Below are 15238 nucleotides of genomic sequence, written 5' to 3'. Positions count from 1 at the left end.
AGAGGGGAACCTGATGGCACAGATTACCAAACATTTTGATGTCGCCATTGTCGGCTATGGGCCAACTGGTGCGACGCTGGCCAATCTGCTCGCCGAATGCGGTGTGAGTGTGGCTGTCATCGAGCGCGAGGCGGCGATTTATCATCTCCCCCGGGCTGTGCACTTTGACGGTGAAACCATGCGGGTTTTTCAGGCCGCAGGCGTAGCCGAGCAGCTGAATGAAAAAGTGCGGGTCAATCCGGGTATGCGCTTTGTCGATCAACAAAGAAATCTGCTGATGGACTGGCCCCGTCCGCAAGGGATTGGACCGCAGGGGTGGCATTCAAGTTATCGCCTTCACCAACCTGACCTTGAGAAGCTGTTGCGTGACAAACTGACCAGCCGCGACACTGCGATGATTCTGACAGAAACTGAGGTTGTTAGCGTCGAGGATCAGGGCGAAGAGGTTACTTTGTACTGTCGCAAAGCTGGCGACGAGCACAGCACAATGGTTAAGGCCAATTTCGTTGTCGGCTGTGACGGTGCTCGATCTTTGCTGCGTGAAGCCATCGGTTCTGGCATGGACGATCTGGGGTTTGACGAACGTTGGTTGGTCGTGGACCTATTGCTTAAGAGGGACCGCCCCGATCTGGGTGATCACACGGTTCAGTTCAGCAACCCTGATCGTCCAATGACCTATTGCCGAAGCCCGGAAAACCGGCGGCGGTGGGAAATCACGGTTCTAGATGACGAAACCGACGACGAGGTTTTGCAAACCGCGCGCATATGGGATTTTCTTGCGCCCTGGATTGGCCCCGAGGATGCGGATCTGGAACGGAGCGCGGTCTACACGTTTCGATCTGCAATCGCGCAGAACTGGCGCAAAGGTCGATTGATGATCGCCGGAGATGCCGCACATCTGACACCGCCTTTTATGGGTCAAGGCATGTGCGCGGGGATCCGTGACGCCGCCAATCTGGCGTGGAAACTGGCGCTTTGCGTCAATGGCGAAACCGGAATTGACTTGCTGGACAGCTATCAAGCCGAGCGCGCGCCCCACGTGCGCACGTTCATCGAAACGGCGGTGCGCTTAGGTGGTTTGATCAATACGATGGATCGCGACACCGCGCTGGCACGAACAGAAGCTGATTGCGACGGAAAGGCTCGCATGGAGTTCACCTCGCCCCCACTTGGTCGCAGTGATTTGGCCAGCCTCGTGGTTGGCAACACGCCGCACACCGGGCACCTGTTCAGCCAGCCGACACTCAGTGACGGTCAGCGGCTTGATGATGCCATCGGGTATGCACCAGTGCTTGTGGTGCGTCACAAACTGCCCCGTGATGTCGTGCCAGCCATGCGCGTTCTTGATGGAGAAGCGCATCCTGCCTTTGCAGATGCGTTGGACGAAATTGGGGCAAATGCCGTTCTGCTGCGCCCTGACCGATACATCGCCGCTAGCGCCATGACTCAGACAGACATCAAAGCAATTGCAGCTATGAGCCTGCCAACCCCTTACAAAACCATCATAGAAAGAGAGCCCGTAAAATGAAACTTGCTTCCCTGAAAACTGGCGGGCGCGACGGCACGCTGGTCGTTGTGTCCCGTGATCTTTCCCGTTTGACTTTGGCCACATCCGTGGCACCCACACTGCGCGAAGCGATCGAAGACTGGCAGACCGCCGAGCCTGCCCTGCGCAACCTTGAAAAACAACTCGAGGACGGCGTCGTCGATTCCATGTCGTATGATCCGGCGGCACTGGCCTCACCGTTGCCGCGAGCGTTCCAGTGGGCGGACGGTAGCGCCTATCTCAGCCATATGCGGCTTGTACGCAAGGCGCGCGGCGTTGACATGCCTGCAAATTCGGAATCCGACCCGTTGCTCTATCAAGGTGGTGGCGACGGGTTTCTTGGACCGGTCGACCCAATCCCCTGCGTCGATACCGATTGGGGTCTGGATTTCGAGGGCGAAATTGCCGTGGTCACAGATGACGTGCCGATGGGATGCACGGCCAAGCAGGCCAGATCGCATATCAAACTGATCATGCTGTGCAACGATGTAAGCCTGCGCCATGTCATGCGCCCAGAACTGGTTAAAGGATTTGGCTTCTTCCAGTCGAAACCCGCAAGTTCCTTCTCGCCCGTGTGCGTAACCCCCGACGAGCTGGGAGAGGCCTGGACTGGTGGGCGCATCAACCTGTCACTAGTCACGACTTACAACGGTGACGAATTCGGATGCGTCGACGCGGGCGCGGATCTGAACTTTGAGTTTCCCGAGCTGATCGCCCACGCCGCGCGTACCCGCGACCTATCGGCCGGCACGATCATCGGGTCGGGCACTGTCAGCAATGAAAACCACCAAGAGGTGGGTTCATCCTGTCTGGCTGAAAAGCGTATGATTGAAACCATTCGCGATGGCGAGCCGACAACCCGGTTCATGCAACCCGGCGACACAATCCGGTTCGAGATGCTGGACCACTACGGCACCAGCGTGTTCGGCGCTATTGACCAGTCGGTTGTGGCCGGGTGAAACTGCATCATGGGCGGACAGAACGCCCCCCTGATCGTGATGGATAAATGGCGGCAAACTCTGAAACTGTCCGCGCGCTTGCGCGTGGATTGAATATCCTGCGATATCTCAACCGGGCCGGCGCAACCCGTCCGGGTGAAATCGCGTCAGAGCTGGGTTTGCCTCGCCCAACGGTTTATCGCTTGCTGCACACGCTGGAAGAAGAGGGCTATGTCCTCTGTTCCGCCAGCGATGCCCGGGTGCGTGTGTCGCCTTTGGCCGCGGCATTGGGAGACAATGTGTCGGTGCGCTCGCGCCTTTGTCAGGTGGCGGCACCAGTTATGGCGGAATTCACCGAAACCCACGCCTGGCCAGCCGATCTTTCCACCTATGAAGACGCCCATATGGTGATCCAGGAATTGACCCATGGCCGCAGCCCGTTGTCGGTGGACCCAGGGATGGTCGGCTTTTCCCTGCCCATTCTGCGCTCGTCAGCGGGGCGGGCCTATCTTTCGGTCTGTGGTTCGCGCGAGCTGGAGATGATTATCGAGTTATTGCGCGCCGAAAACCTTCCCGAAGACATGCCGTTCCTCAGAAAAAGATGGCTGGAGGAAAACCTGACGATCTATGCCGACCAGGGATACGCCACCCGTGGCCCACACACATTCAGGCCCAAAACATCCAGCCTGGCCGTGCCTATCCTAACTGATGATCGCGCGGTCGGCTGCTTGTCGATTATCTGGGTCACCAAGGCCATGAACATGGATCAGGCGATCAAGCGTTATGCCGACGCTTTGCAGTTTGCTGCGGCGAACATCGCCACCGAATATGAAACCCTTGAAATTTCGGGTCGGCCTTAACGGCGTCTGTGGGCATATGGCGCGCTTCAAAACGCTAAGTGTCCGCCACGCGGACAGCTGGACGCAAGAGCATATTTTTTTTGTGCTCTGAAGCGCTAGAATTTCGCCAAGAAATGGGAGGAAACACACATCATGAAACATACTTTGATCACAGGTCTTGCCGCCGGCGCGATGTCGATTGCATCCATGGCAGCGCAGGCCGCTGACACCACACTGACGATTTCGTCTTGGGCCCCGCCAACGCATGGCGTCAACGCCATGATCTGGCCTGAGCTAACCAAAATGATCGAAGAGGCCACCGACGGGCGGGTCAGTGCCGAAGTCAAATATGGTCTGGGCAGCCCTCCGGCGCAATTCGACCTGGTGCTTGACGGTGCGGCCGATATCACCTGGATCTTCCACGGCTATTCGCCTGGCCGCTTCGTGTCGACGAAAATGATCGAACTTCCGGGCTACGAGGGTAACGCCGAGGCCGCGTCGGTCGCAAGCTGGCGGGCGTATGACACATTCTTTGCCGATTTGAATGAGCACAAGGGCGTCAAGGTTCTGGCGATGATGACCCATGGCCCGGGCGTACTGCATTCGAACGTGCAGATCACCGCGCTTGAAGACATTTCTGGAATGAAGTTGCGACTAGGTGGCGGCGTGTCTGGCGATGTCGGGGCTGCACTGGGGGCAACGGGCATCCGTGTGCCCGCTCCAAAAGTCTATGAAACATTGGAATCGAATGCCGCAGACGGTGTGATGATGCCGATGGAGGCGAAGAAGAGCTTCAAACTGTTCGAAGTTGCCAAAAACTCTTACGAAGTTCCGGGCGGGTTTTATCGTGGATCTTTCGCCATCATCATGAACCAGGACACATTCGACAGGCTGTCTGATGCCGATCGCGCTGCACTGGATAAGGTATTTGGCGAAAACTTGTCACGCGCTGCGGGCAAAGCCTGGGACCAGATCGATGCGGCTGGCATCGAATCGCTGCACGCGAATTCCGACAATGCACTGACACAGGCCTCGGCTGACGATGCGGCCAAGTGGCAGGCACTTACAGGACCGCTGATTGAAAAGGTCCTCTCCGAGGTCAGTGCAAAGGGCGTCGATGCAGTTGCCGCGCATGCCTTTATCGTCGAGCAGATGTCCGCCGAGTGACCTGACCGCACGTTCAGCGTTTCAAAACACCAACAACAAGGCCCTTCATTGGGCCTTGTTTCATACAGTGGACCCACCATCATGACTGAACAAGATGACCAAACCTCAAATCCAGCGCAAAACTGGGACATGTCGCTGCGACAAACAAGTCCCTGGCGCTATATCGCCGTTGCCCCGACATGGTTTGCGGCCGGTATCTTGTTCCTGTTGATGTCGATGACATTTGCAGATGTCGTTTTGCGCAGCCTGTTTGGCAACCCGATTGAATCGGCAACCGAATTAACGCGACTGTTCATGGCCATCATCGTGTTTTCGTCTCTGCCTATCGTCAGTTGGAAAGGCGCGAACATCGTGGTTGATCTTATGGACCCGCTATTTTCCCGTCGCCTTGCGGCCCTGCGCGACTTTGTAATTGATCTTGCGTGCGGAATCTTTCTGTTGTGGCCCGCAAAGCGGGTCTGGGAACTTGCCGAACGTGCGCGCGAATACGGCGATGTCAGCGAATACCTCAACCTACCACAACACTATGTCGGTTGGTTCATCTCCGTTTTCACCGTTGTCACTGCAATCACCTTCATTGCCCGTGCCGTCGCGCGAGTAATTTCCCCAACAAAGGCAAACTTCTGATGCTGTTTTCCATCCTTGGCCTGGCTGCGGTCCTTTTCCTTGTGTTCCTGCGGATGCCGATTGCGATAGCAATGGGGTTTGTGGGGTTTGTCGGCTATGCTGAACTGCGCGGGTTTCGTGCCTCGATTTCTATGGTCGGTCGGTTGATCATAGACACCGCACAGGACTACGGGCTGTCGGTTGTCCCACTGTTCATCCTGATGGGGCTTTTCGTGAATAAGGGCGGACTGTCGCGCGAATTGTATCAGGTATCTTACGCCTTTATGGGTCACTTTCGAGGTGGGCTGGCAATGGCGACAATCGTTGCTTGTGCCGGATTTTCGGCCATCTGCGGCTCGTCCCTGGCGACTGCTGCCACGATGTCAAAAGTCGCGATGCCTCAAATGCGCAAATACAATTATGCTGACAGCCTGTCGACGGCATCCATCGCCGCCGGGGGCACGTTGGGGATTCTTATACCGCCCTCTGTCATTCTTGTTATCTATGGTTTGCTGACCGAAACCAGCATCGGAAAATTGTTCATCGCCGGTATCATCCCGGGATTGCTCGGGGTCGTTCTTTACCTTGCGGCAGTGCGCTACACGATCCTGCGCAACCCAGAGGCCGGCCCCGCCGGGGATCGCGCGAGCTGGGTTGATCGTGCCAAGGCTTTGAAAGGCGTGTGGGCGGTACTTCTGTTGTTCTTCATTGTAATCGGCGGGTTGTACGGAGTTTTGGACTTCTGGCCACTGAATTTGACATTTTCCCCGACCGAGGCGGCAGGTATGGGCGCGGCAGGAGCCTTTCTGATCGCTTTTTCGCGGCGCAGACTCAGCTTTGCTGCAACGATGCAGGTCTTGATCGAAACCGCCCAGACGACCGCCGCTCTGTTTACTGTTCTGATCGGCGCCTGGGTGTTTTCAAACTTTGTGAACCTTGCCGGCCTGCCGGAAGCGCTGCGCGCCACGGTTTCCTCTGCGGGTCTGGGGCCAATGACGGTAATGCTGATGATCCTTGGCGTTTATGTCATCCTCGGATGTGTTTTCGAAAGCCTTTCGATGCTATTGCTGACTGTGCCGATCTTTTTTCCACTGGTCACGAGCCTAGGCTTTGATCCGGTCTGGTTCGGCATCATTGTTGTCGTCGTCACCGAAATCAGCCTGATTACACCACCGGTCGGATTGAATGTCTTTGTCCTCAAAGGCGTTGTTGGGAACGTGTCGACAGCAACGATCTTCAAAGGCGTCACGCCATTCTGGGTCGTCGACATCATCCGCTTGGCCGTGTTGGTACTTGTACCAACACTGGTGCTGTTCCTGCCAAACTCTATGCACTAGCGAGTGGTGCCTCCCAAAAGGACGCTAACCAACTCTCTGATATGGCGTGTTAAAACGTACGGCTCGCGGCGTTCGGCGCTCAACGAACCTAGTTAGAGATTGGTTAGCCTTCCAACATCTGTTTTGCGAAATTCAATTGAGGTTACAGCACGGGCTATTCCTCAGCTCCGACAAAGGTCCTGCATTTCTCGCCTTCACTGCAATGCATTCGGCAGCGATCTCTGCTGAAAGAGAGAAGTACGAGAACCTTGGTGCGTTCCGCGCGACTGACATTTTCAGTGCCGGATTGCCGGAATTGCAGCCAAAGATTGCATAGTCGCCCAGTCAAACACCGGTGGCGGGACAATTTCTGAGGGCGTAACGAACGGCAGCTTTTCTTTCTGCAGTGTGGCTGATGGTCTCGGTAAGCGGGAGTTGCAGCACCTGCGAGCGTCGGCGTTGACTATGTCTACTCCGGGCTCACTGCAGTCATTCGCTGCGCAGTGCATCAATGACCGAGTTGCGGACAAAGGGTGAATCCGCTGCGTTTGCACCAAGGTCTGCAATCTCGAGTAACCGGCCGCACATGTGCGGCTGGTCTTTCGACTTTACCGATCTCAGAGGAGATTTTCAGGTTGGTTCCGCTTCACCGGGGGTGGGACGTTCAGCCGGTTCCACCAAATCCTTTCGGTACTGGCAGGTCAGGCAAGGTCGCCGCTCGTCTTTGCAGGGCCCGCCCAATGACCACCCGGCTGATTTCGGTCGTCCCGTCCACGATCCGCAGCATTTGTGCGAGGCGGGACAAACGATCCAGACCATAGGGCTGCAACAGCCCCATACCGCCCAACACTTGCGTGCAGGTGTTCGCAGCCTTCACTGCGGCATCTGGCACAAACCGTTTGGCATGAGCGGCCATCAGAGGGCCTTCGGGTGTGCCAAGGGATTCTGCCGCCCTTCGATAGAGCAGCTTGGAGGCTTCAAGATCGGTTGCAACCTCGCCGAGCATCCACTGGATCCCGTCCAGATCGAGGTTCTTGCCACCGAACATCTTGCGGTTCTTGGAATAGGACAGCGCCGTGTCCAATGCGGCTTGCATCAATCCACAGCATCCTGACGCAATCGAAACGCGGGCGATATCGATCGCCATGAGCGAGCCTTGCAAGCCCTGACCGATCGGCAAGATGATGTTGTCGTCACTCACCACGACTGTGTCCATGTACATCTCGGCCAGCGGCAGGAAGTTATAGGACGGGGTGTCGTAGAGCGGACCAAAGCTGAGGCCCGGCGCATCGGCTGGAATGGCGATCATCGCCATATCCTGGTGGCCGGGCTCATTGCTGGTCTTGACCACGGTGAAATAGATATCAGCCTCGGTCGCCAGGCTGACCCATGCCTTCGCACCGCTGATCGTCCATGTGCCGTCGTCATTGATCACGGCCCGCGAATACATGTTTGTGGCATCCGATCCGGATTGCGGTTCGGTCAGTGCAAAGTTCGCCAGTTTGCGGCCAGAGGTCAGGTCTCGCGCCCATTTTTCCTTGAAGGCATCTGTGCCATAGCCGCAGCCCGCGAACGTACAGATGTTATGCATCGACAGGGCAAAGGCATAAGCGCCATCTCCGAGCCCCAGCTGTTCGTAGACCTGAATGCCCTCTGAAAGTGGCAAGCCCTGGCCGCCAAACTCCTCGGGGGCGTAGAGCCCCGTCAGGCCAACGGCCCCGGCCTTGTCTGACGCATCACGGGGCCATGTCTTCGTGGCGTTCCAGGCGTCCACATTGGGCAGGATGACCTGCTCGGCGTGGTCGCGTGCGGCCTGGAGTATGGTGGCGAGTTTGTCTGACATTGATGGATCCTTTCAATGGCGATTGTTCTCAGATGACGCCACAACCCGGCAATCGTGGATGGCCGGACTGATGAGCTATGAAGGCGAAACTTCAGCAGAAAATGCTTCTCTGCGGCAAGACTTAGCGAGCCAGCCCGTTAAGCTCTATCTCGTGTGCTGACAGATAATTGTCCAAAAGTGACAAATGGCCGCTTATGTATGTGATTTGCGATATGCGCTGGGTGTACTGCCGGTCCAGCGTTGAAAGGCCCTGTGGAAATTGGCAGCCGAGGAAAAGCCGACATCATGTGCGATGGCCTCAACGCTTTTGCGTCCCGCTTGTAGATCGCGGATCGCGATGTCGCGCCGCAGGGCATCCTTGATCGCCTGAAACGACGTCCCATCCGACTGCAACCTGCGGATCAGGGTGCGCGGGGTCATGTGCATTGCGGATGCTGTCTGGGTCAGGGTCGCCGCGTCCCATCCCGTTTGGCCCAGATAAGTGCGCACCCGCAGCGATTGGGTGTGTTCACGCGAAGAGGTGAAGATCCAGTCCCGGGGCGCGTTTTGCAAAAACCGGTCAAGATCAGCTGTACTTCGAGTTTGCACTGGACCCAGTGCATTCGGGTCAAACGCGATGGCGGTGGCGGGTTGGCCAAACCGTAGCGGTGCGGGAAAGATGATCGCGTAATCCTGATCAAAGTCCGGGCGGTCAAATGCGAAATCGACGCCCCTGACCGGAACCTCGTGCCCTGCCAGCCAAGACATGAGCCCGTGGGCAAGTTTGAGGATCAGCATATGTCCAAACCGCTGAAGCGGCACTTCGCCTTGTGGTTTCAGGGTAAGCACCAACGCGTTGTCGGCGTCCTCCAGATCAAACTGATAATCATCCAGCAACAAGTTCCAGAACGTTGAAAACCGGTAGAGCGCCGATGCAAGAGACGTGGCTTCCCTGACAGTGGTCAGAAGATGTTGTAGGGCCCTCGGCCGGACGGGTCTGCTCCAAAGCCCCATCATCTCATCACCGGTCTCAACTGCGGCAAGTTGATAGAGGCAAACGATCTGATCCAGCGTGACGCGACCATTCGGCGAGCGCGTATCCGCGTTCAGACCGGACCGGCTAAGCAGCGACGCCATCTGCGCCTCTGGGCACAGGGCACGCAGCGCCGCCAGCCAGTCATCGACAAACTGGCTGGAAACCGTGGAAAGGATCGTTGGCGTGACATTGGTCATAACGCCTCAGGAGGTATCACCAATTCCGGTCGACATGAAACGCAGGCTTGCAGATGGCGGCCTTCGCAGATGACAGAATGTCAATGTCTCAACCAGATAACGCTCTGCTTGAACTCATTTCAGTGGGGTCAGGCGACTTCGAACAGTGCTGCGGCGCCCATGCCTCCGCCGACACACATGGAGGTCACCACGTATTTCACGCCACGACGCCTCCCCTCAATCAGAGCATGCCCGACTTGTCTCGCACCTGTCATGCCGTAGGGGTGGCCAATCGATATTGCACCGCCGTTCACGTTGTAGATTTCGGGATCGATCCCAAGATGGTCACGGCAATACAGAACCTGGCAGGCAAAGGCTTCGTTAAGCTCCCAAAGGCCGATGTCTTCGATGCGAAGACCTGCATTCTTCAGCAGCTTTGGAATTGCAAAGATCGGGCCGACCCCCATCTCTTCCGGTGCGTTTCCTGCAACAGCCATGCCGCGATAGATACCTAGCGGTGTGAGGCCCTGCTGCTCAGCCACTTTGCCTTCCATGAGCACACAAGCCGAGGCCCCGTCAGAGAGTTGGCTTGCGTTTCCGGCAGTAATCACGCCTCCTTCGACAACTGGGTTCAATGCCCCGAGAGTTTCGGCCGTCGTGCCCGGCCGGTTGCCTTCGTCTTTTGACAAGGTCACTTCTTCCAGGGTTTCCTCTCCGGTTTCGCGATTCTTGCCCCGCTTTATCGCAGTGATCGGAACGATCTCGTCATCAAAGGCGCCAGCGGCCTGAGCCCGGGCCGTCCGACCTTGGGAAAGTGCAGCGTATTCATCCTGGGCGTCACGACTGATCCCATATACCTGCGCCACATTTTCCGCCGTCATCAGCATCGGCATATAGGCATGTTCAGATTGGGCGATAACGTTTGGATCTTTCTCATCGCCCGCCCATTTCAGATAGGCATTCTGCAGGATGGAAATATTTTCCTGCCCGCCTGCCACCGAGACATTCTGACCATCCACAATGACCTGCTTTGCGGCCGTCGCAATGGCCATCAATCCCGATGAACATTGCCTGTCGATCGTCTGTCCTGCCACCGTATTGGGAAGGCCCGCCGCCAGCGCCGACAAACGCGCGACATTCATGCCTGCGGTTCCCGCCGTAAGGACCGATCCGATGACGACATCTTCGATCGAACCGGGGTCCACGCCTGCACGTTCAACAGCGTGTTGAATGGCGTGCCCCATCATGGTAGGGGATTTGATGTTGTTCAGCGAACCTTTGAAGGCAACCCCAATAGGGGTTCGTGCGGTTGAGACGATAACGGCTTCTCTCATGATTTTTCCTTTTTGGCATCAAAATGCGCGGCAAGTGTTACGCCCGAGGTTGCGAGTTCTTCCAGCAAAGGCGCAGGCGTGAACCACATCTCACCATAGGCACCAAGCGACTGCCGATAGTGGTTCATGCGTTCCAGAATCTGGCTTAATCCAAACTCGTCGGCATAGTGCATTGGGCCGCCGCGCCAGTTCGGAAAGCCATAGCCGTTGGTCCAGATCAGGTCGCAATCACCCGGGCGCGTCGCAATGCCCTCTTCAAGGATCAAGAAGCCCTCGTTGATCAGGGGGAACAGACAACGCTCAAGGATTTCCTGATCGTCGATTTCCCTGCGCTTCACGCCATGCAAGTCTGCCAAATGGGCACTGATTTGAACAATCTCAGGGTCTTCGACCCGCGTCCGCCCCTCGTAGACATAGCTTCCTCGCCCGGTTTTCTGACCCAGTCGGCCTAGTTTAAACAACCTGTCCTGCACAGCCTGGTATGTCGGGTCATGCGCGATTTCACTACGCCGCTCCTGACGCACGCGGGCGCCCACATCGACTCCCGCCAGATCTGCCATCGCATGAATGCCCATGGCCATGCCGAAGCCTTCAAGGACGTCATCCACCTGTTTCGGCGTCGCCCCCTCTAGAAGCAGACGGGATCCTTCGCGGAAGTATGGCTCCAGCATCCGGTTTCCAACAAAGCCGTAGCACACGCCAACCGTGACAGGGAGCTTCCGGATCTTCTTTGCGACCGTGATTGCCGTTGCAATGACATCGGGAGCGGTCTTGGCGCCGCGCCCCACCTCCAGCAAGCGCATGACATTGGCCGGGCTGAAGAAATGGAGACCAATCACATCCTCCGGGCGGGATGTGACTGCGGCGATTTCATCAACATCCAATGTCGATGTGTTTGAGGCCAGTATCGCGCCAGGTTTTGCGTGTCGGTCCAGGGCTTCAAAAATCTGGCGTTTGACATCCATGCTTTCAAACGCCGCTTCAATGATCAGGTCGGCCTCTGCAAGGTCGCCGTAGCTGAGTGTCCCGGTGGCGTTGGCGGAGATTGCCTCTGCCCGATCCGCACTGAGCCGCCCTTTTTGAGCCGCACGCTGGAAATGCTCCCGGACCTTTTCCAGCCCCTGTTCGAGCGCACCTTGCGTGGTTTCCAGAAACGTGACCGGATACCCCGCCTGCAGAAAGGCGATGGCAATGCCGCGCCCCATTGTTCCGGCACCGATCATAGCCACCGATGAAATGCTACGTGGTTGGTCAGCACGGGTAACGCCGGGAACCTTGGTGCATTCACGCTCTGCAAAGAACAGATGCCGCCCCGCCCGCGATTGAGGTGTGTCGAGCAGTTCAGCGAAACCTGCCTTCTCTTGTGCCAACCCCTCGGCCAGCGGCATTTCGCACGCGGCCTCGATGGACACCAAACATCGTTCAGGGGCGACAAGGTTTTTGGACGTGTGCGCTATCTGGTCTCGGAAACCCGCGAGATAACCCTTCGGATCAGGATGTGTGACGGTCATATCCGCGCAACTGCGTTTCGGATCGCCCTCATGGCTGACACGGGTGGCGAAACCCAAAACATGCGCGCGAAAATCCTGGTCGTTCTCAAATAGTGCGTCGACCAGCCCACAAGACAGGGCATAATCGCCTTTCACGGGGTCACCGGAAAGGATCATTTGCGTTGCCACTTCCAGACCGGCAATCCGGGGTAGTCGTTGGGTGCCTCCGGCACCAGGCAGCAGCCCCAGTTTGATCTCAGGTAGGCCCATCACGGCATCCGGCGTGGCGACACGGTAATCACAGGCAAGCGCGATCTCCAGCGCACCACCCATAGCGGGACCTGCTATCGCGGCGATAATGGGTTTCTTGCTGGTTTCAATCGTTACACACAGGTCTGGCAGGTCCGGCTTGTCCCAAACTGCCCCGGTGCGGAACTCAACGATATCAGCGCCGCCGCAATAGAGCGGCAGAGCCGAGCATAGAACGATAGCTTTGACCTGTTCATCGGCGTCCAGCTCGTGGATGGCCGAGGAAAGCGCCAGTCGCATCTTGAGACCAAGAGCGTTCACTGGCGGGGCATTCAGCTCAATGAAAGCGACACTCTCGGTGTGTTTAGTGGAAATCATGTTTGGAAACCTCAATTGGACTGTTTGGCAAGATCTTGTTCGATCTCTGCCCAATCGTCGAAGTGGATTACGTTGCAGGGTGAATTCACGTTCTCGAGCCAGACAAAGACGGAGATAAATGGCTGGTCATAGACCCGGGTGGCGTGGGGATCGCCCGCCGCGTTCCAGATAAGTGATCCAGCCGGATAATCCTGCCAGTCACGGGTGCCAAACCGCCAACCAGATTTCTCGGACAGGTTCAGGTACAGCTCTGGCGCGTCGTGGTTGTGGTCGCGATACAGCGTCCTTGGACCCAGCATGAAAATGCCAAGGTTGAAATCGGGATGGTGATGTCCACATGCGTCTGGCCCAATCAGCAGAGTATGTAGGTTACACTTTGTGTATCCCTCGCCCAATTCGGCACCAGGGGGATAGAATTGGGCGTTGTCTTCGCGCCAGATCAGATCATCCTTGGCCGCTTTCAGACAACCTGCGATTTCCTGCAATTCGGGGGCGACAATCCCGGCGATGGCGTTCTTCAGAACCTCATCGTGCCGGGTTCCTTGGGGAGGTAAATCAATGAGCCTCTCACCCTTCAGGTCCATGGCTGCCAGCTTGTCCAACGTCAGGTCAACGCCGCGCGTGGCAGCTCTGTGAGCCTGCAGATAGGTGACAATGGACCCGATAAGCGCCTGAATACGGCGTTGCTTGTCTGTCATGATTTAAAGTCCGAGCGCGTTGAAATATCTTTCCGCACGAGTTTCTTGTCGAGCTTGCCGACGCTGGTTTTAGGTAGGCGGTCGACAAAGACTATCTCGTCTGGAACTGCCCATTTTGAGATCTCGCCTGCACCGACACGCGACTGGATTTCTTCAATGACTTCTCAAGCGCACAAGATCCGGATCGGCATCTTTTGCGGCTTGAGCAACCAAGACCGGCCTTTCACCCCATTTCGCGTGCGGCAACCCGATTGCCGCGACGTCCTCAACGCCGCTGCAAGACGATGCTATGTTTTCCAGTGCCAGTGAGGATATCCATTCGCCGCCGGTCTTGATCACATCCTTGAGGCGGTCAGTAATCTGCAGCGATCCATTCTCGCGGATATACCCAACATCCCCGGTATGCAGATACCCACCGTCCCAAAGCTCATCCGAGGCTTGCGCATTATCCAGATAGCCTTGTGTCAACCAGGGCGCCCGAGCAACAACTTCGCCGGTTGTTTCACCGTCATGTGGGACGTCCTGCATATCCGGTGTTACAACACGAAGGTCGACAAGAGGGCCGGGAAAGCCGGTTTGCGCCTGCATCTCGGGGTCATTGCTGGACAAATCGGCCACCGTCAGAAACGGACAGGTTTCGGACATCCCATAGGCCGCATGCAAGGATATGCCTGCCGCCGCGGCGCGGTCCTGCAGGCCTCGCGGCAAGGCGGCCCCGCCAATGATCACTTTCCATCTGTGCAGGTCAGTTTGCGGGCAGATGGGATGGTCGAGCGCCATTGACAGAACCGTTGGCACGCAATGGGAAAAGGTGACGCCTTCGGCTGCAATCAATCGCAAGATAGTGTCAGGGTCATATCGACCGGGATAGACCTGACGCAGCCCCAGCATCGTTGCGGCATATGGAAATCCCCAGCCGTGGACATGAAACAATGGTGTAAGCGGCATGTAAACGTCGCCGCGATGAAATCCGGCATTCCCGGGCCACGCGCCGAAACCAGCGATCAGACCCAAGGTGTGAAGGACCAACTGCCGATGTGAATAGCTCACTCCTTTGGGATTGCCGGTGGTCCCGGTTGTATAAAACAAGGTTGCCGTTTGGTTTTCATCGAAGTCCGGGAAGTCAAAGCTGCCTGGGGCTTTGCCTATCCACTCTTCATATCCTTCTCCGTCTCCAATCGGCACGATGGTGATGTCCCGATCAAAGCCCGATTTGATACCCTCAATGAGCGGCATGAAATCGCGGTGCACGATGATCAGATCCGGTTGCCCATGGTTGATCGTATAAAGAACCTGAGCAGGAGACAGACGCACGTTGATCGTGAAAAGGGACGCGCCCATCATCGGGATCGCGAAAAAACACTCAAGATAACGGTGCGTATCCCAATCCATGACACCGACGCGCATACCCTCATGTATCCCGCTCGCCTTTAAAGAATTGGCAAGTTGGCGCACGCGTTTGCCCAAGTCCGCATAGCTCAACCGCATTTCGGTGCCGCTGACGATCTCTTGGCTGGCTGACGCAAGCTGGGATCCGGCCAGCAAGTGTTTAATCAGCAACGGATAGCCATATGCATTTGGCGAAGGTGAAAGTGGCGGCATGAAGGTGGAATCCTTGAGCTTCTTTAGCCCCTAATCTGGCA

13 protein-coding genes are annotated in these 15238 nt (G+C 56.8%); 6 read left to right on the top strand and 7 right to left on the bottom strand.

What is annotated here, in order from left to right; translation table 11 throughout:
- Positions 1-13 precede the first annotated feature (13 nt).
- The 6 genes from mhpA to ACT2B1_RS16195 all read left to right on the top strand — a co-directional run bounded on the left by mhpA (position 14) and on the right by ACT2B1_RS16195 (position 6433).
- Complete coding sequence (mhpA, locus tag ACT2B1_RS16220) at positions 14-1528, top strand: bifunctional 3-(3-hydroxy-phenyl)propionate/3-hydroxycinnamic acid hydroxylase MhpA (RefSeq protein WP_299353562.1); 1515 nt, start codon at positions 14-16, stop codon at positions 1526-1528.
- Positions 1525-2505 carry a fumarylacetoacetate hydrolase family protein gene (locus ACT2B1_RS16215; protein ID WP_481668173.1) on the top strand — a complete coding sequence of 327 codons (981 nt, stop codon included), beginning with the start codon at positions 1525-1527 and terminating at the stop codon, positions 2503-2505. The genes mhpA and ACT2B1_RS16215 overlap by 4 nt, the downstream gene beginning before the upstream one ends.
- A gap of 47 nt (positions 2506-2552) precedes the next feature.
- Positions 2553-3344: a DNA-binding transcriptional regulator gene (locus tag ACT2B1_RS16210; RefSeq protein WP_481668172.1), complete on the top strand. Its 792-nt coding sequence runs from the start codon at positions 2553-2555 to the stop codon at positions 3342-3344.
- A 132-nt stretch (positions 3345-3476) separates the two neighbouring features.
- Complete coding sequence (locus tag ACT2B1_RS16205) at positions 3477-4490, top strand: TRAP transporter substrate-binding protein (protein WP_299353554.1); 1014 nt, start codon at positions 3477-3479, stop codon at positions 4488-4490.
- Positions 4491-4571: 81 nt separating this feature from the next.
- Positions 4572-5117 (top strand): TRAP transporter small permease, encoded by a 546-nt coding sequence (locus ACT2B1_RS16200; RefSeq protein ID WP_481668171.1) that lies wholly within the window; start codon positions 4572-4574, stop codon positions 5115-5117.
- Positions 5117-6433, top strand: coding sequence for a TRAP transporter large permease (locus ACT2B1_RS16195; RefSeq protein WP_299353548.1), 1317 nt, complete (start codon positions 5117-5119; stop codon positions 6431-6433). Before ACT2B1_RS16200 ends, ACT2B1_RS16195 begins: the two co-directional genes overlap by 1 nt.
- A 643-nt stretch (positions 6434-7076) precedes the next feature.
- Here ACT2B1_RS16195 and ACT2B1_RS16190 read toward each other — a convergent pair.
- From ACT2B1_RS16190 to ACT2B1_RS16160, 7 genes are all read right to left on the bottom strand, one after another.
- Positions 7077-8255 (bottom strand): acyl-CoA dehydrogenase family protein, encoded by a 1179-nt coding sequence (locus ACT2B1_RS16190; RefSeq protein WP_481668170.1) that lies wholly within the window; start codon positions 8253-8255, stop codon positions 7077-7079.
- A 192-nt stretch (positions 8256-8447) separates the two neighbouring features.
- Positions 8448-9467, bottom strand: a complete 1020-nt coding sequence (locus ACT2B1_RS16185) for an AraC family transcriptional regulator (RefSeq protein ID WP_170520204.1) — start codon at positions 9465-9467, stop codon at positions 8448-8450.
- A gap of 128 nt (positions 9468-9595) precedes the next feature.
- Complete coding sequence (locus tag ACT2B1_RS16180; protein WP_481668169.1) at positions 9596-10780, bottom strand: acetyl-CoA C-acyltransferase; 1185 nt, start codon at positions 10778-10780, stop codon at positions 9596-9598.
- Entirely contained in the window at positions 10777-12897 is a 2121-nt protein-coding gene (locus ACT2B1_RS16175; RefSeq protein ID WP_298856007.1) for a 3-hydroxyacyl-CoA dehydrogenase NAD-binding domain-containing protein, read from the bottom strand. Before ACT2B1_RS16175 ends, ACT2B1_RS16180 begins: the two co-directional genes overlap by 4 nt.
- An 11-nt stretch (positions 12898-12908) precedes the next feature.
- Entirely contained in the window at positions 12909-13595 is a 687-nt protein-coding gene (locus tag ACT2B1_RS16170; protein ID WP_014880570.1) for a dimethylsulfonioproprionate lyase family protein, read from the bottom strand.
- Positions 13592-13717 carry a hypothetical protein gene (locus ACT2B1_RS16165; RefSeq protein WP_481669031.1) on the bottom strand — a complete coding sequence of 42 codons (126 nt, stop codon included), beginning with the start codon at positions 13715-13717 and terminating at the stop codon, positions 13592-13594. The genes ACT2B1_RS16170 and ACT2B1_RS16165 overlap by 4 nt, the downstream gene beginning before the upstream one ends.
- Positions 13718-13748: 31 nt before the next feature.
- A complete protein-coding gene (locus ACT2B1_RS16160; RefSeq protein WP_481668168.1) occupies positions 13749-15197 on the bottom strand; it encodes a long-chain-fatty-acid--CoA ligase in 1449 nt (482 codons plus the stop codon).
- Positions 15198-15238 lie beyond the last annotated feature (41 nt).

It is taken from the genome of Ruegeria sp. S263 (genome assembly GCF_056780525.1).
Note: the sequence above shows the minus strand (reverse complement) of the source record. Positions and strands in the feature narration are given on the sequence as shown.

Bases quoted from the DNA above. Each gene is read 5' to 3' on its own strand.
- mhpA (WP_299353562.1), top strand. From the start codon at position 14: ATGGCACAGATTACCAAACATTTTGATGTCGCCATTGTCGGCTATGGG.
- ACT2B1_RS16215 (WP_481668173.1), top strand. From the start codon at position 1,525: ATGAAACTTGCTTCCCTGAAAACTGGCGGGCGCGACGGCACGCTGGTC.
- ACT2B1_RS16210 (WP_481668172.1), top strand. From the start codon at position 2,553: ATGGCGGCAAACTCTGAAACTGTCCGCGCGCTTGCGCGTGGATTGAAT.
- ACT2B1_RS16205 (WP_299353554.1), top strand. From the start codon at position 3,477: ATGAAACATACTTTGATCACAGGTCTTGCCGCCGGCGCGATGTCGATT.
- ACT2B1_RS16200 (WP_481668171.1), top strand. From the start codon at position 4,572: ATGACTGAACAAGATGACCAAACCTCAAATCCAGCGCAAAACTGGGAC.
- ACT2B1_RS16195 (WP_299353548.1), top strand. From the start codon at position 5,117: ATGCTGTTTTCCATCCTTGGCCTGGCTGCGGTCCTTTTCCTTGTGTTC.
- ACT2B1_RS16190 (WP_481668170.1), bottom strand. From the start codon at position 8,255: ATGTCAGACAAACTCGCCACCATACTCCAGGCCGCACGCGACCACGCC.
- ACT2B1_RS16185 (WP_170520204.1), bottom strand. From the start codon at position 9,467: ATGACCAATGTCACGCCAACGATCCTTTCCACGGTTTCCAGCCAGTTT.
- ACT2B1_RS16180 (WP_481668169.1), bottom strand. From the start codon at position 10,780: ATGAGAGAAGCCGTTATCGTCTCAACCGCACGAACCCCTATTGGGGTT.
- ACT2B1_RS16175 (WP_298856007.1), bottom strand. From the start codon at position 12,897: ATGATTTCCACTAAACACACCGAGAGTGTCGCTTTCATTGAGCTGAAT.
- ACT2B1_RS16170 (WP_014880570.1), bottom strand. From the start codon at position 13,595: ATGACAGACAAGCAACGCCGTATTCAGGCGCTTATCGGGTCCATTGTC.
- ACT2B1_RS16160 (WP_481668168.1), bottom strand. From the start codon at position 15,197: ATGCCGCCACTTTCACCTTCGCCAAATGCATATGGCTATCCGTTGCTG.